This window comes from Cytobacillus sp. FSL R5-0377, assembly GCF_038004385.1.
In the GTDB taxonomy this organism is placed as follows: Bacteria; Bacillota; Bacilli; order Bacillales; family Cytobacillaceae; genus Cytobacillus.
Genome location: NZ_JBBORA010000001.1, coordinates 1,173,219 through 1,197,213, shown reverse-complemented (window position 1 = coordinate 1,197,213; position 23,995 = coordinate 1,173,219). Strand labels below are relative to the sequence as shown.

Genomic DNA, 23,995 nt, shown 5'->3' with positions numbered 1-23,995 from the left:
GGCTGCTTACTCCGGTGTAAGAGGCACAAATGGCCCTATCAGAAGTGATTCAGGCGGTGTATCGAAAGTGGATGCCAGCTGTATCGTTTGCGTATCTCCCACCATTAATACAGATGAACTGGATACACCCAGCACTCTTATGCTGCCAACACAAAGATCTCTGTTATATACCTGATAATTCATTCTTTATTCATTCCTTTCATATTCTCCGGCAAATGTGAGATAAAGGCATGGACCCCATTGTAAATTTCCTTTTTTATCATCTCTATTATCTCTTCGTTAGTAACATCCTTCTCTGAGCGATTAGAAGCCTGCTGCTGAAGGTAGAAATCAATCCGGTTGGGCAGCTGCTTTTTAATATCTTCTTTTATAAATCCAATATATGAGTCATCCACATTTACATTTAATTCCTTCTGAACAGAAGCTGTAATTTCCGGAAGTTCCCGTTCTAGATATTGATTAATGGCATCTTCAACTTCCATCGATCTCTTCATCAGGGTTTTAGGAGAAACAGGTGCTTTAATGTTTTTGTTATCTACGGCAAAATCTTCAATGTTTTGCAGCTCAGAAGGATTTAAGCCAATATTTAGCGTGCCTTCAAGAGACTCTACTTTAAGCTGGTCGAATTTGTATTCAATCCGATCCACTTGCATCGGCGGGCGGCTTCTCAGAAATTCAGTCTCTTCCTGTAGTTTTTTGACAGTGGCTTCCAGGCTCCGTATACGTTTTTCCTGTGACTCCACAAAAGCATGCAATTGCTGAAGGTAGATATTTAATTGCTGGTTCAAGCGCACCACCTCGCTTTATTAATAGATTGCTTATCGTTTCTGCGCTCTTGTAAGGGGTACAGCAGGCGCCGGAAAAGCACTTGCCCCAGCTGGCCCCGCAGGCGCCGGACCTTCCGCTTCAGGTGCAGGCTCAGTAAAGTTGCCAGTGTTATACAAATAGGAGGCCGGCTTAATAATGCCTGCACTTCCAATCTGCATGACAGAAGAATTTGAAATCCCGCCAATCTTTATGAAATTAATATGAATGGATTGCTGTATATAAAAATTCATAGTATCACCCGTTTTTAAGCATTGAAATAATTGCCCTGATCTACACCATCACAATCATAAGTGTTTGTTGTGCTCCGGTGATTGTGAATATTCAGGCCATCCCCGGTGTTAAACGATCCGGCACCTGAAAAGGTCTTGGCATTAGAAACTGGCATGATTTTATAGACGTCCCCGATATTGAAGACAGAACTGCTCCCGATGGATATGACCTGTGCGACTCCCACAATAGCTGGCATACATAACACCCTTTAAAATAATTTCTTGTATATCGTATGTGCCTAATTGATGGATGTGATTAATCAGCCCAATATTATCTCAGTTGTTCGGTAATTTGGGGCCCAGTAAAATGTTATATAACAGATAAATTTGGAGTGAAACTGTTTTTATTTTTGTGATAATATAGAAAATATAAAATTAACAAAATTTTCAGTGAGGTGACAGTGAAATGAATGTTCCATTAATACTTTCGCAGTTTTTAGATCGTGCTGTGTCCCTTTACGGCAATAAAAAAGCAATCATTGCAGATGACCGCACTTTTACATACGATGAATTGAACACTAGAGTTAACCAGCTTTCTCATGGATTAAGAGCTTCAGGTATTCAAAAAGGGGACAGGGTTGCTTACCTTGCACCCAATTCAGTTGAGATGCTGGAGGGGTTTTATGGAGTTTTTCAGCTGGGCGGAATAATGGTCCCTCTTAATATCAGACTGAATCCGGAAGACTATCTCTTTATATTAAATCACAGCGAATCCAAAATCTTATTCGTAGATCAGGAACTTTACCACCTCATCCTTCCTGTTAAAGATCAGCTGAAAACAGTTGAAAAGATTTTCGTGCATTCTAAAGAGGAAGATCTGAAAGAAACCGATTATGATTCATGGCTCCAAAGCCAGGACAGCAGTCCATATCGAAGGGAAGCCCTCGACGAAAATGACGTATGCAGCCTTTTATATACAAGCGGAACAACTGGCAACCCTAAAGGTGTCATGCTGACCCACCGCAATAATTACCTGCATGCATTGTCAACAATGCATCATTTAAGAGTAAGCGATCAGGATGTATTGCTGCATGTCCTGCCCATGTTTCATGTGAATGGATGGGGTTCGCCTTTTTATTACACAGCAAATGGCGCTTCTCAGGTATGTTTAAGAAAAGCCACACCGGAAAAGATATTTGAGGCTCTTCAGGAGCATAAAGTATCAATCATGCATATGGCCCCTACTGTACTGAATTCGCTGATGCAGCATTATGAACAAATTGCTCCTTCAGTTGATCAGGATGTCAGGGTAGTAATTGCTGGTTCGGCGCCTCCGCCAGCCTTTGTAACAAGAGTGGAAAAGGAGCTTGGATGGGAGTTCATACAGGTATATGGCATGACCGAATCATCTCCATTAAGCACAGTATCGACGATTCGTTCCCATCTTCAGGAACTCCCGCTTAACCAGCAGTACCGGATGAAAGCGAAGGCTGGACATCAGATGATAGGATGTGAGGTCAAGGTAATCAATGAAAATGGCGAAGAAGTGGCTCATAATGGCAATGAAATCGGTGAGGTAGTTGTCCGAAGCAACGGAGTCATGAAGGGCTATTGGAAAAATGAAGAGGCAACGATGGAAGCTATCAGGGAAGGCTGGCTTCATACCGGTGATATGGCAAATGTCGATGAATATGGCAATATCGATATAGTTGACCGTAAAAAGGATATCATTATCAGTGGAGGAGAAAACATCTCATCCATAGAAATAGAAGGGGCTTTATATGAACATCCTTCCATACTGGAAGCCGCTGTTATAGCTGTGCCTCATGAAAAATGGGGGGAAACCCCCCATGCCTTTGTAGTTCTGCGAAATGGGAAAACACTGACAGAGCAGGAGATTATCAGTTTTACCAGGGAGAAGCTTGCCCATTTTAAAGCTGTAACGGGAGTGACTTTTGTCGAAGAGCTGCCGAAGACGGCTTCAGGGAAAATTCAAAAAATCCACCTTAGGAACAACTATTGGGAGTCCAAAGGGAAAACAGGCCGTTTTGTAAATTAAATTAAAGACGTGACTTCAGAATCTTAACAAGGTTGATTACTGTCCAGCTCCAGCGCCTAGATACATGCGCTGGAGTATTTCTTTTCTGGACAAGAAGAACCTGGGAATCTATCATTAAGGTTAGACTTTTTTTACAAAGAAGGAGGCGCTTTATGAACAGGCAAGTCAGCCCGGTTCTGGAGAAGGATCGGATTATTTCACTGGATATTATGAGAGGATTTTCCATTCTTGGGATATTTTTGGTTAATATGCTTTCTTTCCATTCACCATATCTGTACATTAATCCTTATGAATGGTGGGATAGCCCGGCAGATAAAGGGACTTATGCGTTTATCGATATCTTTGTGCAGGCAAGCTTTTACCCGTTATTTTCAATGCTGTTCGGTTATGGGTTAGTCATTCTAAGGGAGAGGGTACTGGCCAAAGGTCTTGGTTTTGGAGGAATGGCTGCAAGGAGATTTTCCCTTTTGCTGGTTATAGGCATCATTCATGCTTCTCTTATATGGCATGGGGATATTTTAATAAACTATGCGATCTTTGGCTTCACCTTTTTATTATTTATAAAAATGTCCGGAAAAAATATGCTTTTAACGGGAATATTGCTTTATATTATACCCAATCTGCTTTTTGTCCTATTGTTATTTGCAACAGTTTTGTTTGTTCCTCCTGAGGAGCTGTCAATCTATGACAAGGAAGCAGCGCTAGCTTCCTTACAGGCCTATCAAAATGGAAGCTTTTCCGAGATTACTGCACAGCGTATCCAGGATTGGTCAGGTGTTAATAATCTTGCTTCACTGCCTGTCATGCTGTCATCTATTCTTCCTTTATTCTTAATAGGAGGAGGAGCAGCCAAGCTGAAATGGCTTGAGGAGCCTGAAAAAAACCGGGCATTTCTCATAAAAATTATGCTGGTTTCGCTGGCGGCAGGTTTATTGTTCAAATTTCTGCCTTATATAACGGAAAGTAACCTGGGACTGGATTACATGCAGGATTTATTTGGAGGACCGCTGCTGGCAATTGCTTATGCTTTAGGGATAGCGGTGATCCTGAAAAATAGTCAAAGACCTGGATTCCTGCTGCCGCTCTCATATGTTGGGAAACTGTCGCTCTCGAATTATCTTTTTCAGTCCATTATTTCAACTTATATTTTTTACAGCTATGGATTAGGTTTTTATGGGAAGGTCTCTGCATTTTGGGGAACACTGTTAGTTATGTTCATCTTCGTTTTTCAGGTCATCATCAGCCGCTTCTGGCTCACCCGCTATTATTATGGACCAGTCGAATGGCTCTGGAGGAGCTTTACATATTTGAAAATCCCTAATTGGAAGAGAAAGGGTTAAAATAGTCCAAAAATCTGAAAATTTATATTATACTAAAAAAGTGAATAATAGAATGAGGTGATTAGTTTGAAATTTGTTACTTTTAAGGATAGCAAAGGGTGTAAAGCTGGTTTGCTGGACAAGACTGGGACAAAGGTGGTTCCGCTAAAAGAAGCATTAGAAAAAATGGAGGGCAAAAGTGACTTGCCTGGGAGTCTGAAGGAATGTATTGCTTTAGGAGATAAATTTATTTCTAAAGTACATAGTTTAACAGATTGGCTAAGCAGCAATCCTGAAAGGCAAGATCTCTTTTACCCGCTTGCTTCCGTTACACTGGCAGCACCCATTCCGCGTCCGGATAAGAATATCTTTTGTGTAGGCAAGAATTATGCAGAGCACGCAATTGAGATGGGGAGTAAAGAAGATATTCCCGAGCACATAATGGTTTTCACGAAATCGCCAACAACAGTAATAGGGCCTGATGCAACTGTTTTAAATCACAAGAATGTCACTGCCGAGCTTGATTACGAGGGGGAGCTGGCAGTTGTAATCGGAAAAAAGGGACGGGCGATTCCAAAAGAAAAAGCTTTGGAACACATCTTTGGCTATACGATTATTAATGATGTGACAGCAAGGGATCTCCAGTCCCGCCATAAGCAATTTTTTATCGGCAAAAGCCTGGATGCAACGTGCCCGATGGGTCCATGGATTGTCCATGCCTCTGCTGTTGAAAACCCGAATAAGCTAGACATTCAAACAAGGGTAAACGGAGAGCTGAGACAAAGCTCAAATACTGAAAACTTTATCTTTCCAATAGATGAAATCATTTCGGTTCTCTCAAAGGGCATGACACTTGAGCCCGGTGACATTATCGCTACTGGAACTCCAGCCGGGGTAGGCAAGGGCTTTAAACCTCCGCGCTTTCTTAAGCCGGGAGATAAAGTGGAAATTACAGTAGAAAAAATAGGAACTCTGAAAAATTATATTGAGGAATAAGAAGGTAGCCTGTGTACAAATACACAGGCTTTTTAGTATTAATTTGTCAATGAGATATATCACATCTTGCCATAAATAGTTCATAAAGTTGCCTTTGTATAATCTTTTTTCGCATCATAACTTTAGGAATTTCAAAGCCAATATGGTATGATGATATCGAATTTTACATTAGGAGGCACTGGAATGATACATGCCCATATTACAACATGGTTTTTGGCACTAGTTTTATTTATTATTGCCCTTATTTTGCATAAAAGCGGCAAACAAAAAGGTTTAAAAGTAGTACAAATGATTTTGAGATTATTTTATCTGCTAATCATTGGAACAGGGGTATGGATTTTAAGCAGCCTAAACAGCATCGATCTTCTCTATGTTCTGAAGTCATTAGTAGGCATTTGGGTAATTGCTATGTTTGAAATGATTATCATCCGCACTGTCAAAGGGAAAAAGACTTCTATACTGTGGGGACAGTTTATTGTTGCATTAATCCTGGTATTATATTTAGGCTTTGTTAAATTGCCATTAACATTTATGACGTAAATATGGATATATAGAAAAGGCTTCCGAAAAGGCAGCTTTTTCTAATTTATCAAGTTATGACGTAACAATCTAAGGTGATTTAAAACTATAACCAGCTATGGCCAGAGATTTTGAGGGAGGCCCTTATTACCTTCAAACGCAAAGTCAGCTCAAAAAAAACAGCAGCACTGCCCTTATTGGGAGGCTGCTGTTTCTTCATGAGCTAAGATTCTGAAGTTTACGTTTTCTATGAAGAAATTTTTTCAATTACCATTCTTTTTCCGCTGTTTAAGGTGAATTCAAACCGGTCACTCATTTTTTCATAATAGCAGAAATGATGCTGTACATTGCATATATGATCCTGGTTATCAAATACGATGAAGTTAACACCGCTTTTCCTGTCTTTATCATTAAAAAATGCGAGCTGGTTGTAGCAATAAATGCAGTCATAGACCGAAAATTGCATGGAATTTAAAGTGGTTACAAATTGGTAAAAGGCATCATCATTCATTTCTTCCAATAATCTTTCGAGAGAAAAAACCAGATGCTTTCTAATGCGAATTGAATCCTGGTTCTTCAAGTGGAATATTTCATCATCAAAGACCACCTTGCCCTCCTCGAATAAAATGCCCTTTTTCCAGCGTTTAAAGCGGAACACTTCAATTTCCTGATGGAGGAATTCGTCCATTATGGATGCTTCATCTGTCTCATGGTCAAAAAATACCCATTGATCATTGATATACTCTACAGTGCCTTCTGTAAAAGCACGGGATTGATATTCGATAAGCTTTGTTCGCTGCTGTCTATTCATATAAAACCTCCATTAACTTCCTCAACTTCTTTTTAGACAGTTTTGGCGATTTTTATAACCGCATGAATGTGGACAATTAACTTTTTTCTAGGCCCAGCATACAATAGCATCATGAAAAATGCGCCCATGCGAATCCGCTTTGAAAGGATGATGTAAAATGTGTGGAATTACAGGCTGGATTGATTTCCAAAAGGATTTGAGAAAAGAATCCGCTGCAATTGGCAAAATGGCGGATACGCTGTCAAAGCGGGGACCCGATGAAACAAATATATGGACTGATGTGCATGCTGGTTTTGGCCATAAAAGGTTAATCGTTGTAGACCCGGCAGGCGGAAAACAGCCAATGACTAGGGAAAAACATCAAAACCGCTATACGATTTGCTATAATGGAGAGCTTTATAATACGGAAGATCTCCGTAAAGAACTCCTTATAAAAGGATATTCGTTTGAGGGGCATTCTGACACTGAGGTTTTGCTTACTTCTTATATAGAATGGGGAGAAAATTGCCTGCAATTTCTGAATGGCATCTATGCCTTCGCTGTTTGGGATAAAAAGAAAGAGCAGGTATTCATTGGAAGGGATCGTTTAGGGGTAAAGCCTTTATTTTATAAAGAAACGAAACAGGGTATTTTATTTGGTTCTGAATTGAAGGCTATCTTGTCCCATCCGGATGTTAAGGCAGAAGTGGACAGGGAAGGATTGGCTGAAGTCTTTGGGCTCGGGCCATCACGATCTCCTGGCTCAGGGGTTTTCAGAGGCATTGATGAATTAAGACCTGCTCATGCGCTGACCTTTTCGAGAAATGGTCTTAAGGTATGGCGTTATTGGAATGTGAAAAGCGATCATCATAAGGAAAATGTTGAAGAGACTGCTGAGCGGGTCAGAGAACTATTTACGGATGCTGTGACAAGGCAGCTGGTTTCGGATGTCCCGTTATGTACTTTCCTTTCCGGCGGCGTGGATTCAAGTGCGATTACAGCAATTGCTGCCAAAGCGTACGAAAAAGAAGGTAAGGGCCAACTGACCACATATTCGATAGATTACGAAGGAAATGATGAATTTTTCAAGGCGAATGAGTTTCAGCCTAACTCAGATGGCATATTTATCAAGAAAATGTCCCAGACCTTTAATACAAAACATAATAGCTGTATCATCACCCAAAAGCAGCTGGCAGAGGATTTAATCGAATCAGTGCATGTTAGAGATCTTCCGGGCATGGCTGATGTCGATTCTTCCCTGTTATGGTTTTGCCGGGAAATCAAAAAGGATTTTGTTGTAAGTCTATCAGGAGAATGTGCGGATGAAATATTTGGCGGCTATCCATGGTTTCATAGAGAGGATGACTTAAAGAGGAAGGGATTCCCTTGGATGAGGTCAATCCAAGCCAGGCAGGACCTTTTGAAAGAAAAGTGGAGGAAGAAACTGAAGCTTCAGGAGTATGCAATGGAAAAATATCATCAGGCAATCTCCGAAACTCCTGCATTAGACGGGGAGAGCAGGGAGGACGCAAGCAGGAGAGAGCTTTTCTATATCAATATGATTTACTTTATGACGACCTTATTGGATCGTAAAGACAGAATGAGTATGGGGGCCAGCCTTGAAGTACGGGTGCCTTTTGCTGACCATCGGCTTGTTGAGTATGTGTGGAATATTCCGTGGGAGATCAAGATGCATGGAAACCGTGAAAAAGGAATCCTTCGAAAAGCACTTGAAGGCATACTTCCGAATGAAGTGTTATACAGAAAGAAAAGCCCTTATCCCAAAACGCATAATCCAGAATATACAGCTGCAGTCCAGAAGATGCTAACCGGATACCTGGAGGACCGGTCATCCGTACTGTATGAATTTTTTGACAGCGGCCAGCTGAGGGATATTATAGAGTCGGGAGGTGACTCATTCCGGGAACCATGGTTTGGGCAGCTCATGACTGGTCCTCAGCTGTTAGCACATCTTGCACAGATTCATGTGTGGTTTAAGGATTATAATATAAATATAGCAGAGTAAAAAAGAAGCGGCAGCTGTAACTGCCGCTTTTCAGATTTTAAACTGCTTTTGAAGACACGAACGACTTACTCACCCAGACTCTGGATCTCCATCGCCATAACATGAGCAATCCTCTAAGCCATTCATCGGCAATAAAAGCGATCCAAATGCCGGCAAGGCCAAGACCAAAATAAATTCCCAGAACATAGGATAGGGTAACACTTACGCCCCACATGGACAGGATGCCCATATAAACTGGAAATTTTACATCGCCGGCTGCACGCAGGGAGTTAATGACGACTAAATTGAAAGATCTGCCCGGCTCCAGGAGAATGGTCAGGAGAATTAGAACACTGCCAACCTTTATGATATCTGGATTAGAAGTGAATATGCCCATTAATTTTTCTGAGAACAGGGAGAAAAGAACCGCAGTCCCGAATGAAATCAAGATGGCAAGGCGCAGGCTTTTCATACATCTTTTATAAGCTGCCTCGTAATCTTTTCCGCCTACCATATGTCCTATCAGGATTTGTGTGCCCTGGCTGATGGCGACACTGAAAAGGAATATGAACATCATGATATTCTGGGTATACACTTTTGCAGTTAAAGCCTCTGTTCCCAGAGCAGCGATAAATATAGTAATCACCATTTGCGATCCATTATAGGATAAATGTTCTCCTGCTGATGGAATCCCGATTTTAAGGAGATTTTTAATATGTTCCTTTGGAAAGCGGAAAAGTAATCGGAACGGAAGTGCTTTTTCCGTTCTTTTAAGCAGGACGGCGACAGTAGCAGCCAATCCTATTAATCTGCTTACGGCAGTAGAGATGGCCACTCCTTCTACGCCCAAAACCGGAAAGCCGAATGGGCCAAAAATAAATAAGTAATTTCCAATAACATTTAAAATGTTCATGCCGATCGTAATGTACATAACATCTCTTGTAAATCCGTAACTTCTGATGATGGCTCCTATTGTCATAATTAATGCCTGGACAAAGGAAAAGCCGCCAACAATGACTAAGTAAGAGTTTGCCTGGCTTAATAGCTCCTCAGGCAAATCCATCATGAGGAGCAGCGGTTTGCCTGTTGCGAATAGCAGGATACTGAGTAACACCCCAAATACAAGGTTTGCTCCCAGGGAGACAATCGAAATTTCAGCAGCCGTTTTATTTTTTTTTGCGCCAAGATTCTGGGCAATAAGAATAGCCGTACCAGTTGCAACAAATCCAAACATGACGATTACGAGAGAAAGGATCTGATTGGACACACCGACAGCAGCCACGGATTCATCCGAATATTGAGAGAGCATAAGGGTGTCAGCATTCCCCATAAGCATGTGGAGCAGTATTTCAATAAAAATCGGCCAGGTTAGTGCAAATAATGTCATTTTTTTCTGGTTCTTAGTCATGGTTATCCTCCCTGTTTGTAAAAGATTTTTATATAAATAGGAGGCACTTAAGAACTTTTCCTTATTTCAATCAGGGTTCCTATCTATTGAAGCCGGCTGGGAAGGAAAGAATAGCAAATCCCCAGCCATCAAGCTGAACTTTAAGGTTTTCTGCTTCTGCTGCAAACTCTTCTTTTGTAAGTATATTGGTTACCTTTATACCCTTGAGTGAATAAGGCAAAGCAAATTCAGCACTTTCATCCGCAGGGTTGGCGATAACAATGATTGTTTTTTTATCATCGTATTTTCGGTAGGCAACAATATTGGAATCAGTTTGAATAAATTCAAACTGGCCTTCATTTGCCAGCAGATTTTCTTCTTTTCGCAGCTTAATAAGCTTTTGAATATGAGAAAACAATTCAAGGTCCTGTTTCTCCTCATCCCACTCCATGCATTTTCTGCAGCCGGGATCCATAGCACCATTTAGTCCAATTTCATCCCCATAATATAGGCATGGTGAACCCATAAAGGTGAATAAAAGTGTGTATATTAGTTTAACTCTGTCTTTATTCTCTTCACATTCCGTTAAGATTCTCGGTGTATCATGGCTGCCGACCAGATTGAAAGCAGCTTCATAGACATTAGCCGGATAGCTGTGGATTTCAGCGGTCATATTATTGGAAAAATCAGCAGCGGTAATGGATTTCTTTGCAATTAAATTCAGCAGGTTAGTTGTAAAAGGATAATTCATGACAGCATCAAATTGGTCTCCGCGAAGCCATGGCATCGAATTGTGCCAGATTTCGCCGAGTATATAGAGATCTGGTTTAATGTCTTTTACAGTCTGCCTGAACTCACGCCAGAAATGATGATCAACTTCATTGGCCACATCCAGCCGCCATCCGTCGATATCAAACTCTTCAATCCAGTATTTGGCCACATTAAGCAAATACTTTTTTACCTCTGGATTTTTTGTATTCAGTTTTGGCATCTGCTCTACAAAAGCGAAGGTTTCATAATTAGGATAATCCCCGCCTTTTAGAGGGAAACTATGAGGATGAAACCAATCCTTGTATAGTGAATCTTCTCCCTTTTCAAGCACATCCTGAAATGGTGGGAAATAGTATCCGCTATGGTTGAAAACGGCATCGAGCATGACTTTAATGTCCCGGTTATGGCATTCCTTAACCAGTCTTTTTAAGGTTTCCTTTGAACCAAATTGGGGATCAATTTCCAGATAGTCTATTGTATCATATTTATGGTTGGAAAAGGCCTTAAAAACTGGTGTGAAATAGATTCCGGTAATGCCGAGGTTCTGCAGATAATCCAGATGCTCAATAACACCCTCAAAATCTCCGCCAAAAAAATTATCCTGAGAAGGCTCTTCACTGCCCCAGGGAAGCACACCCTTAGGATCGTTATCGGGATTTCCGTTAGCAAATCTTTCCGGGAATATCTGATACCAGACCGTTTCCTTCACCCAAGAGGGGGCTTGAAATACTTCTTCAGGATGCAGGTATGGAAAGTTGAAATAATAACCTGAATCAGCTGGAGCCTCCTCGTAAAAACCTTTTTCAGTCAAAAATAATTCATCTTCACCGGATTTTAAGTGAAAACCGTATCTGGATCTTCGAAATGCAGGGTTAATATAGGCATGCCAATAATCATGAATGCCATCTGAACCAGATTTCTTCATATTTGTTTTTTCATACTGCCATTTACCATCCGACCATAAATACTGATCACCGTGCAGTAATGTGACTTCGGAAATATCATCCTTCTTTGTTTGCAGTCTAATATGTAAGGTTTCCCTGCTGATAGGATAAACAAAATGATCAGCAGGATAGTGTATGATGGCTGCCTTTTCCATTAAAAATCCCCTTTCAAAGTGCAATCGCTTGCATTATACCATAGGAATGGAGAATAAATGTATAGTTTAAATGCCGGGGTTTTGTTTTTAAGTTTTTTCAAACAAAAATAATTTAGAAAAAGTAGTTGTAAAAGCCCAAAAAAATTGTATAATAAAAATTAGAAATTGTGCAATCGTTTTCATTAAGAGGTTCCATTGATTGATAGTTTTAGTGAACGCTGATTTTTTTAGAAATAGATTAAAGCGTTTATAATTTTGTGCAAACGGTTGTACTATTTATATTAAGCAGCAGATCTATTTAAAGGGGGCAATACCATGAAAAAGTCACTATCTTTCTTAATGATGCTGGTATTAGTAATCGGAATGCTGGCAGCTTGCGGTCCTCAGCGTGAGGCACAGCCGGAAAATACAGATAAAGATAACGGCACAGGTGACAACCAGGCTGAAGAACCGAAACCTGAAAAATTAGTAGTTTGGGAAGACACTGATAAAGGCATAGCATTAAAGCCTGCTATTGAGTCTTTTGAAAAAGAATATGGAATTAAAGTTGAATTTAAAGAATTGGGCATGGCTGATAAAATCCGTGACCAATTAAGACTGGATGGACCTGCAGGAAATGCACCTGACGTTGTGACACTGCCTCATGACCAAATAGGACAGGTTGTAACTGAAGGTCTCCTTCAGGAAATTAAAGTTGATGACAGCGTTCTTGATACTTTCACAGAATCGTCCATCAGTGCTCAAATGTATGACGGAAAGCTTTATGGTCTTCCAAAAGCTACTGAAACACCAGTTTTCATCTATAATAAAGCATTAATGGAAAAAGCTCCTGAAACAATGGATGAGCTTTATACTCAGGCTAAAGAATTAACGACTGGCGGACAGTATGGGTTCCTTGCATTATTCGATAACTTCTATTTCGCACACGGACCTATCGCTGGCATGGGCGGATATGTTTTCAATGAAAAGGATGGGGCATTAGACCGTGAAGATGTAGGTTTAAATAACGAAGGCGCTGTTGAAGGTGCTGAGTTCATTAAAAAATGGTACAGCGAAGGCTTATTCCCTAAAGGAATCATCGGGGAAAGCGGAGGAGCTGCAATGGATGGCCTATTCAATGAAGGCAAAGCTGCTTCTGTAATGAATGGCCCATGGGCACTTCAAGGCATGAAGGATGCAGGAATCGATGTTGGTGTTTCTGTTATGCCTAAGCTTTCAAACGGAGAGCCTGTTAAGACATTCATGGGTGTTAAGGGATGGAATGTAACTGCATTCACTAAAAATCCTTACTGGGCAACAAAGTTAGTTGAACATATTACAAACGAAGAGAATGCAAAAATCCGTTTCGAGAAAACTCAGGAAATCCCTCCTGTAAAATCTCTTATTGAAGATCCTGTAATCGCAGACAATGAAGCTGCAAAAGCTGTTGCTGAGCAATCCCAATATGCTGTTCCAATGCCAAACATTCCTGAAATGGCAGAAGTATGGGGGCCAATGGCTTCTGCACTTCAAACTATTGCTACAGGTAAAGCTGAGCCAAAAGCAGCGCTTGATGATGCAGTTAAAACGATCAAGACAAATATTGAAACAAATCACCCTGCCAAGTAAAGCTTGACAGACAAAAGGGCGGTACCTCCCCGGGGGTATTGCCCATACTTTTATGTAAAGGTAACAAAAAGAAGGTGAGTGAATGAGATAGTTCTCAGCTTATTCGCGTATCTTCAGTCAGAACCGGCAGAAAGCCGCTTTCATGTTCCGTTTAAGAGCAACCGTTTGCACAAAAACAATCGCTAATATATTTATAAATGATTTATAATAATAGAAAATAATTTCTCCTATAAGAAAGGGGAGGCAACAGCCGTATGGACACAAAAAAAACGTCATCCAATCATGGAAGAAATGCTGCTCTATTATCCATTCTGCCTGGATTTGGACAGTTTTATAATAAACAGTTCTTAAAAGGTGCCATCTTTTTAATTCTTACCGTTGCATTTTTTGCATCATTCTTTGACACACTGAATTGGGGATTCTGGGGACTTTTTACGCTAGGTGAAATTCCAGTACTTGACCATTCGATTTTTCTTTTGATCGACGGAATTATTGCATTGATTATAACCGCATTGGGGCTTATTATTTATGTCTTCAATATATATGATGCTTATAATAACGGGAAAAAACGTGATTTGGGAATGGAATTAAACAGTGTCAGAGAGCAGTATCACAATCTCCTTGATAATGGTTTTCCATACTTAATGATATCGCCGGGATTTTTTCTTTTGGTTTTCGTTGTAATTTTTCCGATCTTATTCGTAGTCCTTCTTGCATTTACTAACTATGATTTATATCATTCTCCGCCAGCAAAACTGGTAGATTGGGTTGGCATTCAGAACTTTATCGATATCTTCAAACTTGATTTGTGGAGAAAAACATTCTTTGGAGTACTGGGCTGGACAATTGTCTGGACTTTCGTTGCTACCACTTTGCAGGTAGCCCTTGGTATCTTCCTGGCAATTCTCGTAAACCAAAAGGATCTTAAAGGGAAAGCCATTATCCGGACAATCTTCATTCTTCCGTGGGCGGTGCCTGCATTTATATCAATCCTGATTTTCTCCGGCATGTTCAATGAAACTTTCGGTGTAATTAATAAAACGATCCTGGATGCATTTGGAATCGGTGCTATTCCGTGGATGACTGAGGAAAATTGGACACGTTTAGCGTTAATTTTCATCCAATCCTGGCTTGGATTCCCCTTCATTTTTGCTATGACAACAGGTGTGCTGCAGTCTATTCCGGATGAGCTTTATGAAGCTGCAACAGTTGATGGTGCAACAATTTTGCAGAAATTTACAAAGATTACGCTTCCTTTGGTTTTATTTGCAACGGCACCAATTATCATTACTCAGTATACGTTCAACTTTAATAACTTTAATGTTATCTTCTTGTTCAATGGCGGCGGACCGGCTATTCCGGGCCAAAATGCCGGGGGTTCGGATATTCTAATATCCTGGATTTATAAACTGACTATGACTTCTGCCCAATATGGCAAAGCAGCTGCAGTTACCATGATTCTGTCACTTATTGTCATCACTGTAGCACTATGGCAGTTTAGAAGAACAAAATCATTCCAAGAAGAGGATTTGATGTAGATATGAGCATGAAGAAAAATAAAACGATCCGGCTGACTCTTTCATATTTAATCATTGCCTTAATGAGCTTTATTGTTATTTATCCGCTTTTGTGGGTAGTAGGATCTTCATTAAATCCGGGCCAGAGCTTGTCGGGATCTTCAATGTTTCCCGAAAATCCGACATTGGCTCATTACAAATACCTATTTGATTTGGAGAAGTCCAATTATGTTAAATGGTACTGGAATTCATTGAAAATCAGCACGCTGACAATGATTCTTACGGTTATTACAGTATCATTGACTGCCTATTCGTTTTCAAGGTACCGATTTATCGGAAGGAAAAATGGACTGTTAACGTTCCTGATACTGCAGATGATACCTAACTTTGCAGCACTGATCGCCATTTTTGTATTAGCGACGAGAACTGGCCTAATTGATACACATCTAGGGTTGATTCTTGTGTATGTAGGCGGTCAGATTCCCATGAATACATGGCTGATGAAAGGCTATCTCGATACGATTCCGAAAGAACTTGATGAATCTGCGAAAATGGATGGTGCAAGCCATCTGCGTGTTTTCTGGCAAATTGTTATGCCGCTTGCCAAACCAATTGTTGCAGTTGTTGCGCTATTTTCATTCATTGCTCCTTTTGGAGACTTCATTCTTGCCAGAATTTTATTAAGAACAGATGAAAAGTTCACAATGGCAGTAGGACTGTATGAAATGGTTGCCAAGCAATTTGGAAATGAATTTACAAAGTTTGCAGCTGGCTCGGTTTTAATAGCGATACCGATTGCTGCACTTTTCCTTATGTTCCAAAAATACTTTGTATCAGGTTTGACGGCAGGGGGAACAAAAGGCTAATCTTAAAGGGCTGAAACTTTACTGGCCGCTTGTGGCTCTGAGCTGATTGGAGCCTCGGAGCGGCTTGAAAAATGAAGGAGGAGCGGCGATGAAAAAAGGAATCATAACCTTCATCTTAATCCCGTTTCTTCTTTTTTATGCCCTGCCGGCAGGAGCAGCTGAAAAAGAAGAGCGTAAATGGCAAGATGAATCAATTTATTTTTTAATGGTTGACCGATTTAGCAATGGAGATCCAAACAATGACTTTAAAGTTGATGTTAAGGACCCAAAGGCTTATCATGGCGGAGATTTCAAGGGCATTACAGAACGCCTTGATTATATTAAGGAAATGGGGTTTACGGCTATTTGGCTGACTCCGGTTTTCGATAATGAAGAGAAGGGCTATCACGGTTACTGGATCAAAGATTTTTACAATACTGAAGAACATTTTGGCACAATGGATGAGTTCAAGCAGTTAGTCAGGGAAGCCCACAAAAGAGATATGAAAGTGATATTGGACTTCGTTGTTAATCATGTAGGCTACAATCACGATTGGATCAATGATTCTGAAAAAAAAGAGTGGTTCCATGAAAAAAAGGATAATGTAAACTGGTCGAATCAGGCTGAAATTGAAAATGGCTGGATCTATGGGCTTCCTGATTTAAATCAGGAAAATCCTGATGTGGAAAAATATTTAATTGATGCAGCTAAGTGGTGGATCGAAGAAACAGATATCGACGGATATCGCCTTGATACTGTTAAACATGTACCAAAGTCTTTCTGGAGCGAATTCGCCCAAAGTGTAAAGTCAGTCAAAGAAGACTTTTATTTGCTTGGGGAAGTATGGTCGGAAGATCCCAATTATATCGCCCAATACGAAAAAACAGGGATAGACGGCTTTGTTGATTATCCTTTAAATGATCATCTAAGAACAGCTTTTGCAGAACCTGACAAACCGTTAAGCTGGCTTTTTACAAACTGGGACCGAAATAAAGCAATTTATGAAAATCCTTATCTGATGGGAAGTTTCATGGATAATCACGATACTGTCAGATTCACCCGTGATGCTATCTCAAAAAATCATCATCCGGGTCCAAGATGGAAGCTTGCATTAACATACATGTATACCTCACCTGGAATTCCAATTGTCTATTATGGAAGTGAAATAGCAATGGATGGCGGAGAGGATCCTGACAATCGCAGGCAAATGGATTTCCGTACAGACAAAGAATTAATAGACTATATCGCAAAACTTGGGGAAGTTAGGCAATTGCTGCCATCTTTAACTAGAGGCGACATGGAACTGCTGGAGGAAAAAGACGGTTTTGCTGTTTATAAACGGACATTCAAAGATGAAACAACAGTGATTGCCATTAATAATTCAACAAAGTCACAGAAAGCGGTACTTGACTCCAATCAATTGGAAGCCGGAGGAGAACTTCGCGGCATGATTTCTGATGATCTTATCCGCAGCAAAGACGATAAATATGAGTTAATCATTGATCGGGAAGAAGCTGAGGTATATGTTCTGGAAGAAAAATCAGGTTTGAACATTCCGCTGATTGGAGCTCTTGCAGCAGTTTATACAGCTTTTATGATTTTTATCTATCTTTTATGGAAGCGGTCAAAAAAGAAGAAATCCGAGTAACTTATTCTTAGTAAACCTCCCCTTCTTCCTAATTCTGGTGACTGTTTAAAATTGGAAAGAAAATCAAACCTGTATGGATTATAATATAAATAACAGAGACCTCAAGGAGAGGGTGATTTTATTGGCAGTCACAATTAAAGATGTTGCAAAGATGGCAAAAGTTGCACCTTCTACTGTTTCAAGGGTTATTGCCAACAATCCTCGCATCAGCGAGAAAACCAAGCAAAAAGTCAGAGAGGCAATGGAACAATTAGGATACCATCCGAATTTTATTGCCCGCAGTCTTGCAAGCCAGTCAACTCGCGCAATTGGACTGATAATGCCCAGCTCCACGGATGTTGTATTTCAAAACCCATTTTTTCCAACTGTCCTTAGAGGTCTGAGCGAGGGAGCACATGAAAGGCATTATGCCCTTCATATGACAACCGGAAAAACGGATGATGAAATCTATGAAGGTGTGATCCAGATGGTACAGGGCGGACGGGTGGATGGAGTTATTTTGCTTTATTCAAAAGTGGAGGACAAAGTGCTTGCCTTTTTAAAGGAAAGAGATTTCCCGTTTGTGGTTATAGGCAAGCCTTTTTCAGATGAAGAGGAAATTACTTACGTAGATAATAATAATTTCCGTGCAGCCAAAGAAGTAACGGAATATTTGATTAAGCTTGGGCATAAGCAAATTGCATTTGTCGGAGGAAATTTAAATTTAACCGTTACAGTAGAACGGCTTCTTGGCTATGAAAAGGCATTAAGGGATGCTTCAATTGAACTGGTCAATGAATATATTGTTCATGAGGAATTTCTTAAAGAAGGGGGACAGGAGGCTGTCAGGGGCCTCATATCCCTTGAAAAACCTCCAACTGCACTTGTAGTTGCGGATGACTTGATGGCATTGGGTGTCCTGAATACATTGGATGAATTGGGAATCAGAGTTCCTGAAGATATGTCTATCATCAGCTTTAATAATGTGCTGTTAGCTGAAATGTCCAGGCCGCCGCTGACTTCTGTCGATATCAATATATTCGATCTGGGATTTGAATCTGCCAGAAGCCTCATTTACAGAATTGAAAACCCGCGTGAGCCTGTAAAGCGGATTATTATTCCACACAAACTTGTAAAACGTTCTTCATGCAGCAGTCCTTTGCCTGAAGAGCCGGAGATTGTATCATAAAAAAGGGAAGCCTGCAGCAGGCTTCCCTTTCAATTTGTTTATCCATTTACAATTGTTCCGCCATTGATATGGATCATCTGGCCGCTAACATAAGATGAATCATCACTGGCAAGATATACATAGGCAGGAGCCAGTTCATAAGGCTGTCCTGCTCTGCCAATTGGAGTATTGGATCCAAATTTTGATACCTTATCTGCAGTGAATGTGGATGGAATAAGCGGTGTCCAGATAGGACCGGGAGCCACTCCATTTACGCGAATTCCCTGTGGAGCAAGAGATTTGGCTAATGAACGAGTAAACGACACAATTGCACCTTTGGTTGAAGAGTAGTCGATAAGCTGTTCGTTTCCTTCATAAGCGGTTATGGATGCTGTGTTGATAATAGAGCTTCCTCTTTTTAGATGAGGCAGTACTGCCTTAGTTAGATGAAAGAAGGAGAAAATGTTTGTCCTGAATGTTTTTTCAAGCTGTTCAGCAGTGATATCAAGCAGGCTTTTTTGCGGATGCTGCTCCGCTGCATTATTTACCAGTACATCGATTTGACCGAACTTATCAAGGGTTTTCCTGACAATATCCTTACAGAATGTTTCGCTGCCGATATCTCCTGAAATCAGCAAGCATTCCTGTCCTTCAGCCTGGATGGCCTCTTTTGTTTTTTCCGCATCTTCATGTTCATCTAAATAAACATTTACTACGCTGGCTCCTTCTTTGGCAAAATAAATGGCGGCTGATTTCCCAATGCCGCTGTCTCCGCCTGTGATTAAAACAACTTTTCCTTTTAATTTATCAGACCCCTTATAATTTGGATCGACTGATTGCGGCTCAGGCTGCATTGGCGCCTCTGTGCCGGGCTGATGATCCTGATGCTGGGGCGGAAATTCTGTTGGATTGTTATGAGAATCTGACATTAAAAAAATCCCTCCAAATCATTAATACTCTTTTCATTCCCATTTTATTATGGTGAAAAAACATGGAAATTATTTGAATTTATTTTTATAATGGATATAAAAAGAGCGGGGGAAGAAAATTGCAAATTCGCTTTGCTGAGAAAAAGGACGCCGCGGCAATTTTAAAGCATTGCAGGCAAGCTTTTGGCGAAAGTGATTTTTTATTGACCGAGCCGGAAGAATTTACGATGACTATACAAGAAGAGGAAATATGGATTGAAAAGAGTCTTCAATCGGGTGATCTGATCTTAATAGCGGAAATTGATCAGGAAGTGGTTGGGATGCTGAACTTTAGACGTTCAAAAAGCAAAAAGGTTAACCATTTGGGGTATTTCGGAATTTCAATACAGAAAAGGCATTGCAATCAGGGACTGGGGAGCAAAATGATGAAACTATTCCTGCAATGGGCTGAAGGAGAACCCGGCCTGGAAAAAATATGTCTTGAGGTGTTTGCGTTTAATGAGAGGGCCATCCGCCTTTACAAGCGATTTGGATTTGAGGAGGAAGGCCGTAAAATTAAGCATATAAAAAGAAAAGATGGGACCTACGCAGATGAATTACTGATGTATAGATTTGTTAAATAGCAGCAGCACAAACAAAAAAGCAAACGGAGTTTTCCGTTTGCTTTTTTAGCGATAGTTAACGAATTGAACATCAACAGTTAAATCTGCCTCTTTAACAGCAGCAATAATTTTCTGCAAGTCATCGCGGTTTTTGCCGGTTACCCGGACCTGATCATCCTGAACCTGGCTCTTCACCTTTAATCCGCTGTTTTTAATCAAAGTATTAATCTTCTTGGCATTTTCTTTATCGATACCCTGGACAAGCTTTGCTCTTTGACGGACAGTTCCACCTGATGCTCCCTCAATCTTGCTGTAATCAAGATTTTTTACAGGAATGCCCCGTTTGATTAATTTGCCCAATAAAACATCCTTAAGCTGCTCCAGCTTAAATTCATCATCAGAAAGAAGCACAAGCTCCTCTTTATCCAGCTTAATATCACTTTTGCTGCCTTTAAAGTCATAGCGGGTGGAAATTTCCTTCATAGCAATATTAATGGCATTCGTTACTTCAGAAAAGTCTACTTTGGATACAATATCAAATGAGCTTTCTTTAGACATGACAGCCTCCTTGGCGTTTACTATTTAAGTTTCACTTCTCGTCCTTATTATAGTAAAATATAGCAGTTCAAACAACTTTAGGAGTTATGTGATCTTTTTTGGGAAGGATTTAATATAATGAATATTTGCTGTTTAATGCTTAGAAGGAGGAAAATAGATGGCTATTGAAGAGTATTTGGGACGTGCTGTTAATCTGGTCGTTTCAAGGGAAGCGGCTTTTGGCTATTTTTTGACTGATGGAGAGGAGGATGTTCTTCTTCATCAGAACGAGACGGAAGAAAAGCTGGAGGAAGGGCAGGAGGTTGAAGCTTTCCTTTATATGGACTCACAGGGGAGAATTGCAGCAACAACTGTAATTCCTGAGGTCCAGGCAGGTACATATGGATGGGCCGAGGTAAGTGACGTAAAGCCCGGCATCGGTGTATTTATCAATATTGGCATTCAGAAGGACATGCTTCTCGGTGAGGAGGATCTTCCTGTACACGAAAATGTGTGGCCGATTGAGGGAGATAGATTATACATTACACTCCGGGTAAATAAGAATAACCGAATTTATGTGAAATTGGCTACTGATCCTGTCATTACTGATATTTCAATTAAAGCAGCCAAAAGTGACTTTAATAAAAATATTCATGGACATATTTATAGAACCGCAAAAGTTGGAAGCTGGATTTATACAGCTGAGGGATTTAAAGGCTTTATCCATGAGTCCCAGCGAAAAAGAGAGCCCCGTCTTGGAGAAAAGGTGGAAGGCCGCATAGTTGATGTGAAGGAAGATGGGACAGTAAATGTTTCTCTAATTCCAAGAAAGCATGAAGCACTTGATGAAGATTCCGAAAAAATCATTTCTTATCTTGAAAGCCGAAGCGGTGCGATGCCATATGGCGATAAAAGTGCCCCGGAAGATATCCAGGAGCGTTTTCAGTTAAGCAAAGCTTCTTTTAAAAGGGCGTTGGGCCGGCTTATGAAGGAAGGAAGGGTTTATCAGGAAGAGGGCTGGACATATCTTAAGAAAGATTAAATGCAATAAAAATTATAGGGTGTTTTAGTGAAAAAAACGGACAAGCCTAATGCTTGTCCGTTTTATTATTAAAGATGATCTGTCTTTTTAGAATATTGGTTTTTCCCGGCTTTGCGGTTTTTCTCGCGCATCATATTTTTTTCGTGGAGAAGCGCATTATTGTCCTTCGCTTTCTTATCATTATCGGAAGTATGCGGCATAATAAAAATACTCCTTTCATACTGATAGGTTTAGCCTTCAGGAATATAACTGAAGTACAGTCATATTGTCTGTCAGAATGAAATGGAGTATGTATCCTGCCGTTATGGTTTAAATTTGTTTATGATAGAAAATCGCAATTGATCCCGGGCCTGTATGTGCCCCGATTGCAGCGCCGATGGAGGTAATATAGACTTCTTTGGCATTAAGCTCGTCCAGTATCAGCTTTTGCACTTCAAGAGCAGTCTCTTCATCATCGGCATGGCTGATGCCGACAGTCTGCTTCTCAAAGGAGGACCCGTTTTCTTTCATCAGTTCAATAATGCGGCGGAGCAGCTTTTTCTTGCCGCGCAGTTTCTCAATTGGAACAAGTTTGCCATCTTCTACTGTTAAGAGAGGCTTAATATTCAAAAGTCCGCCAAGAAATGCCGAGGCTTTTGAAACGCGCCCGCCTTTAGCGAGGTATTCAAGATCATTTACAGTAAATAAGCTCTCGAGGTTCCGGCAGTGAAATTCGATTATTTTCTGGATGTCTTCCTTGGATGAGCCCGATTGCGAGGCAGCTGCAGCTGCCTTCACAATTAATCCATAACCTAAGGAAGCAGCCTTGGAATCGATAATGGTTAATTGGAAATCGGGGTGTTTCTCTTTTACTTGCTCAAGGATCATGATAGCTGTCTGGTATGTACCCGAAAGTTCGGAGGAAAAAGCAATATAAATGCCGTCCTCATTGTTTGCTGCCATTTTATTGAACGTTTCCTCAAAAAGAAGAGGCGATACCTGAGATGTTTTAGGCATCTGGCCTTCACGTATAGCTCTATAAACATCTTTAGGTTCTATGGTGATTAAATCTTCATATTCTCCATCATTCAGTTGAACCTGTAACGGAAAAAGTGTGACGCCATGTTCTTTATAAAAGCTAAGCGGCAAGTCACACGCACTGTCAGCTAGAATTTTTACTGACATTATCTTTCACCTGCTTTCAAACTATATGAATTAAGTTTATAGAAATCAAGGAGAAAAAACAATGAATTGTGTTGAAAATGCACCTTATTGGGGTAAAGAAATGATAAAAGATCAGGGGGTAAAAAATGGTTTGGCTAGAGACTAAGAAGGTATTTATTGTGTTGATTGGCGCGTTATTGAATGCAATCGCGATGAATTTTTTTCTCATACCGGCTAATGTATATGCAAGCGGTTTTACAGGAGTGGCACAGCTTCTTTCAAGCATTCTGGGTAATTTCGGATCAACAGGGATATTGCTGTTCATTCTAAATATTCCAGTAACCATATTGGCCTGGAAAAAGGTTGGCCGTTCGTTTACGATTTACAGTTTCCTAAGCGTATTCCTGATGTCTTTTTTTCTCGAAGTAATACCTGTCATTCACGTATCGAAGGATATTTTGCTTAATGCTGTTTTTGGGGGTGTTATAGCAGCTGTAGGTGTAGGGATTACACTTAAATGGGGGGCTTCTACAGGAGGAATGGATATTATCGCGATGGTCCTGTCCCGAATGAAAGACAAACCTGTCGGTACATATTTCTTCACTCTTAACGCCATTATTATTATAACTGCTGGTTTTTTATATGGCTGGGAAAAAGCACTATATACCCTTGTAACCCTTTATGCTTCTACAAGGGTTATTGATGCCATTCACACCAGACATGAAAAACTCACAGCTCTGATAATTACGAAAAAATCAGAGGAAATGAAAAAAGCGATCCATGACAAACTTGTCAGAGGAATAACAACTTTCCCTGCAAAGGGCGCTTTTACTAATGAAAATAAGGAAATGATGATGATTGTCATCACACGATACGAGTTATTTGACCTTGAAAGGATCATAAAAGAAGTGGATCCGAATGCTTTTACAAATATTGTTCAAACAGCCGGTGTATATGGTTTCTTCCGGAGGGATTAAAAAATTGGAGGGATGAAG

Annotated in this window: 24 protein-coding genes; 13 read left to right on the top strand and 11 right to left on the bottom strand. The window is 40.4% G+C overall.

Annotation, left to right across the window (positions count from 1 at the left end; all coding sequences use genetic code 11):
- Positions 1-6: 6 nt before the first annotated feature.
- From NSQ49_RS05975 to NSQ49_RS05960, 4 genes are read right to left on the bottom strand one after another with little or no spacing between them, the layout of a single operon-like run.
- Positions 7-183 (bottom strand): spore gernimation protein GerPD, encoded by a 177-nt coding sequence (locus NSQ49_RS05975; RefSeq protein WP_251284018.1) that lies wholly within the window; start codon positions 181-183, stop codon positions 7-9.
- Entirely contained in the window at positions 180-794 is a 615-nt protein-coding gene (gene gerPC / locus NSQ49_RS05970) for a spore germination protein GerPC (protein ID WP_311315929.1), read from the bottom strand. The genes NSQ49_RS05975 and gerPC overlap by 4 nt, the downstream gene beginning before the upstream one ends.
- Before the next feature lie 24 nt (positions 795-818).
- Positions 819-1,058, bottom strand: coding sequence for a spore germination protein GerPB (locus tag NSQ49_RS05965; RefSeq protein ID WP_159866158.1), 240 nt, complete (start codon positions 1,056-1,058; stop codon positions 819-821).
- A gap of 14 nt (positions 1,059-1,072) precedes the next feature.
- On the bottom strand, positions 1,073-1,294 hold the full coding sequence (locus tag NSQ49_RS05960) for a spore germination protein (protein ID WP_159866160.1): 222 nt from the start codon (positions 1,292-1,294) through the stop codon (positions 1,073-1,075).
- Between the two features lie 209 nt (positions 1,295-1,503).
- On the opposite strand from NSQ49_RS05960, the gene NSQ49_RS05955 reads away from it, so the two are divergent.
- From NSQ49_RS05955 to NSQ49_RS05940, 4 genes are all read left to right on the top strand, one after another.
- Positions 1,504-3,096, top strand: a complete 1,593-nt coding sequence (locus tag NSQ49_RS05955) for a long-chain-fatty-acid--CoA ligase (RefSeq protein ID WP_159866163.1) — start codon at positions 1,504-1,506, stop codon at positions 3,094-3,096.
- Positions 3,097-3,248: 152 nt separating this feature from the next.
- Positions 3,249-4,436 (top strand): DUF418 domain-containing protein, encoded by a 1,188-nt coding sequence (locus tag NSQ49_RS05950; RefSeq protein WP_251284017.1) that lies wholly within the window; start codon positions 3,249-3,251, stop codon positions 4,434-4,436.
- Positions 4,437-4,502: 66 nt separating this feature from the next.
- Entirely contained in the window at positions 4,503-5,411 is a 909-nt protein-coding gene (locus tag NSQ49_RS05945) for a fumarylacetoacetate hydrolase family protein (protein ID WP_251284016.1), read from the top strand.
- A 183-nt stretch (positions 5,412-5,594) separates the two neighbouring features.
- Positions 5,595-5,951, top strand: coding sequence for a YisL family protein (locus tag NSQ49_RS05940; RefSeq protein WP_159866172.1), 357 nt, complete (start codon positions 5,595-5,597; stop codon positions 5,949-5,951).
- Between the two features lie 226 nt (positions 5,952-6,177).
- Here the strand turns inward: NSQ49_RS05940 and NSQ49_RS05935 are convergent, their stop codons facing one another.
- Positions 6,178-6,741, bottom strand: coding sequence for a DUF2777 domain-containing protein (locus NSQ49_RS05935; protein ID WP_159866175.1), 564 nt, complete (start codon positions 6,739-6,741; stop codon positions 6,178-6,180).
- A gap of 157 nt (positions 6,742-6,898) precedes the next feature.
- Between NSQ49_RS05935 and asnB the strand changes: the two genes are divergently transcribed.
- Entirely contained in the window at positions 6,899-8,746 is a 1,848-nt protein-coding gene (gene asnB / locus NSQ49_RS05930) for an asparagine synthase (glutamine-hydrolyzing) (RefSeq protein ID WP_159866178.1), read from the top strand.
- Positions 8,747-8,783: 37 nt separating this feature from the next.
- Here asnB and NSQ49_RS05925 read toward each other — a convergent pair whose 3' ends face one another.
- Positions 8,784-10,133: an MATE family efflux transporter gene (locus tag NSQ49_RS05925; RefSeq protein WP_159866181.1), complete on the bottom strand. Its 1,350-nt coding sequence runs from the start codon at positions 10,131-10,133 to the stop codon at positions 8,784-8,786.
- A 79-nt stretch (positions 10,134-10,212) separates the two neighbouring features.
- On the bottom strand, positions 10,213-11,982 hold the full coding sequence (locus NSQ49_RS05920) for an alpha-glycosidase (RefSeq protein ID WP_159866184.1): 1,770 nt from the start codon (positions 11,980-11,982) through the stop codon (positions 10,213-10,215).
- 315 nt (positions 11,983-12,297) lie between these two features.
- Between NSQ49_RS05920 and NSQ49_RS05915 the strand changes: the two genes are divergently transcribed.
- The 5 genes from NSQ49_RS05915 to NSQ49_RS05895 all read left to right on the top strand — a co-directional run bounded on the left by NSQ49_RS05915 (position 12,298) and on the right by NSQ49_RS05895 (position 18,768).
- Positions 12,298-13,590, top strand: a complete 1,293-nt coding sequence (locus tag NSQ49_RS05915; RefSeq protein ID WP_159866187.1) for an extracellular solute-binding protein — start codon at positions 12,298-12,300, stop codon at positions 13,588-13,590.
- Positions 13,591-13,844: 254 nt separating this feature from the next.
- Entirely contained in the window at positions 13,845-15,128 is a 1,284-nt protein-coding gene (locus tag NSQ49_RS05910; RefSeq protein WP_159866190.1) for a carbohydrate ABC transporter permease, read from the top strand.
- A 2-nt stretch (positions 15,129-15,130) separates the two neighbouring features.
- A complete protein-coding gene (locus NSQ49_RS05905; RefSeq protein ID WP_159866193.1) occupies positions 15,131-15,973 on the top strand; it encodes a sugar ABC transporter permease in 843 nt (280 codons plus the stop codon).
- Between the two features lie 88 nt (positions 15,974-16,061).
- Positions 16,062-17,600: an alpha-amylase family glycosyl hydrolase gene (locus NSQ49_RS05900; protein ID WP_159866196.1), complete on the top strand. Its 1,539-nt coding sequence runs from the start codon at positions 16,062-16,064 to the stop codon at positions 17,598-17,600.
- Between the two features lie 121 nt (positions 17,601-17,721).
- A complete protein-coding gene (locus NSQ49_RS05895) occupies positions 17,722-18,768 on the top strand; it encodes a LacI family DNA-binding transcriptional regulator (protein WP_159866199.1) in 1,047 nt (348 codons plus the stop codon).
- Between the two features lie 38 nt (positions 18,769-18,806).
- On the opposite strand, the gene NSQ49_RS05890 is transcribed toward NSQ49_RS05895, so the two are convergent.
- Positions 18,807-19,676 (bottom strand): SDR family oxidoreductase, encoded by an 870-nt coding sequence (locus tag NSQ49_RS05890; protein ID WP_159866202.1) that lies wholly within the window; start codon positions 19,674-19,676, stop codon positions 18,807-18,809.
- 119 nt (positions 19,677-19,795) lie between these two features.
- Here NSQ49_RS05890 and NSQ49_RS05885 point away from each other — a divergent pair, with 119 nt between their 5' ends.
- Positions 19,796-20,299 carry a GNAT family N-acetyltransferase gene (locus NSQ49_RS05885; RefSeq protein ID WP_159866205.1) on the top strand — a complete coding sequence of 168 codons (504 nt, stop codon included), beginning with the start codon at positions 19,796-19,798 and terminating at the stop codon, positions 20,297-20,299.
- Positions 20,300-20,344: 45 nt separating this feature from the next.
- Here the strand turns inward: NSQ49_RS05885 and NSQ49_RS05880 are convergent, their stop codons facing one another.
- Positions 20,345-20,836: a YajQ family cyclic di-GMP-binding protein gene (locus NSQ49_RS05880; protein ID WP_159866208.1), complete on the bottom strand. Its 492-nt coding sequence runs from the start codon at positions 20,834-20,836 to the stop codon at positions 20,345-20,347.
- A 157-nt stretch (positions 20,837-20,993) separates the two neighbouring features.
- Between NSQ49_RS05880 and NSQ49_RS05875 the strand changes: the two genes are divergently transcribed.
- Positions 20,994-21,857 (top strand): CvfB family protein, encoded by an 864-nt coding sequence (locus NSQ49_RS05875; protein ID WP_251284015.1) that lies wholly within the window; start codon positions 20,994-20,996, stop codon positions 21,855-21,857.
- A gap of 68 nt (positions 21,858-21,925) precedes the next feature.
- On the opposite strand, the gene NSQ49_RS05870 is transcribed toward NSQ49_RS05875, so the two are convergent.
- Together NSQ49_RS05870 and NSQ49_RS05865 are read right to left on the bottom strand one after the other, a co-directional pair.
- Positions 21,926-22,057: a DUF3941 domain-containing protein gene (locus NSQ49_RS05870; protein ID WP_009331260.1), complete on the bottom strand. Its 132-nt coding sequence runs from the start codon at positions 22,055-22,057 to the stop codon at positions 21,926-21,928.
- Between the two features lie 109 nt (positions 22,058-22,166).
- Positions 22,167-23,021 (bottom strand): DegV family protein, encoded by an 855-nt coding sequence (locus tag NSQ49_RS05865; protein ID WP_159866214.1) that lies wholly within the window; start codon positions 23,019-23,021, stop codon positions 22,167-22,169.
- Positions 23,022-23,146: 125 nt separating this feature from the next.
- Here NSQ49_RS05865 and NSQ49_RS05860 point away from each other — a divergent pair, with 125 nt between their 5' ends.
- On the top strand, positions 23,147-23,977 hold the full coding sequence (locus tag NSQ49_RS05860; protein WP_159866217.1) for a YitT family protein: 831 nt from the start codon (positions 23,147-23,149) through the stop codon (positions 23,975-23,977).
- Positions 23,978-23,995 lie beyond the last annotated feature (18 nt).

Bases quoted from the DNA above. Each gene is read 5' to 3' on its own strand.
- NSQ49_RS05870 (WP_009331260.1), bottom strand. From the start codon at position 22,057: ATGCCGCATACTTCCGATAATGATAAGAAAGCGAAGGACAATAATGCG.
- NSQ49_RS05940 (WP_159866172.1), top strand. From the start codon at position 5,595: ATGATACATGCCCATATTACAACATGGTTTTTGGCACTAGTTTTATTT.
- NSQ49_RS05965 (WP_159866158.1), bottom strand. From the start codon at position 1,058: ATGAATTTTTATATACAGCAATCCATTCATATTAATTTCATAAAGATT.
- NSQ49_RS05960 (WP_159866160.1), bottom strand. From the start codon at position 1,294: ATGCCAGCTATTGTGGGAGTCGCACAGGTCATATCCATCGGGAGCAGT.
- NSQ49_RS05920 (WP_159866184.1), bottom strand. From the start codon at position 11,982: ATGGAAAAGGCAGCCATCATACACTATCCTGCTGATCATTTTGTTTAT.
- NSQ49_RS05890 (WP_159866202.1), bottom strand. From the start codon at position 19,676: ATGTCAGATTCTCATAACAATCCAACAGAATTTCCGCCCCAGCATCAG.
- NSQ49_RS05935 (WP_159866175.1), bottom strand. From the start codon at position 6,741: ATGAATAGACAGCAGCGAACAAAGCTTATCGAATATCAATCCCGTGCT.
- NSQ49_RS05905 (WP_159866193.1), top strand. From the start codon at position 15,131: ATGAGCATGAAGAAAAATAAAACGATCCGGCTGACTCTTTCATATTTA.
- NSQ49_RS05955 (WP_159866163.1), top strand. From the start codon at position 1,504: ATGAATGTTCCATTAATACTTTCGCAGTTTTTAGATCGTGCTGTGTCC.
- NSQ49_RS05860 (WP_159866217.1), top strand. From the start codon at position 23,147: ATGGTTTGGCTAGAGACTAAGAAGGTATTTATTGTGTTGATTGGCGCG.
- NSQ49_RS05865 (WP_159866214.1), bottom strand. From the start codon at position 23,021: ATGTCAGTAAAAATTCTAGCTGACAGTGCGTGTGACTTGCCGCTTAGC.
- NSQ49_RS05875 (WP_251284015.1), top strand. From the start codon at position 20,994: ATGGCTATTGAAGAGTATTTGGGACGTGCTGTTAATCTGGTCGTTTCA.
- NSQ49_RS05900 (WP_159866196.1), top strand. From the start codon at position 16,062: ATGAAAAAAGGAATCATAACCTTCATCTTAATCCCGTTTCTTCTTTTT.
- NSQ49_RS05880 (WP_159866208.1), bottom strand. From the start codon at position 20,836: ATGTCTAAAGAAAGCTCATTTGATATTGTATCCAAAGTAGACTTTTCT.
- NSQ49_RS05950 (WP_251284017.1), top strand. From the start codon at position 3,249: ATGAACAGGCAAGTCAGCCCGGTTCTGGAGAAGGATCGGATTATTTCA.
- NSQ49_RS05915 (WP_159866187.1), top strand. From the start codon at position 12,298: ATGAAAAAGTCACTATCTTTCTTAATGATGCTGGTATTAGTAATCGGA.
- NSQ49_RS05975 (WP_251284018.1), bottom strand. From the start codon at position 183: ATGAATTATCAGGTATATAACAGAGATCTTTGTGTTGGCAGCATAAGA.
- NSQ49_RS05925 (WP_159866181.1), bottom strand. From the start codon at position 10,133: ATGACTAAGAACCAGAAAAAAATGACATTATTTGCACTAACCTGGCCG.
- NSQ49_RS05910 (WP_159866190.1), top strand. From the start codon at position 13,845: ATGGACACAAAAAAAACGTCATCCAATCATGGAAGAAATGCTGCTCTA.
- asnB (WP_159866178.1), top strand. From the start codon at position 6,899: ATGTGTGGAATTACAGGCTGGATTGATTTCCAAAAGGATTTGAGAAAA.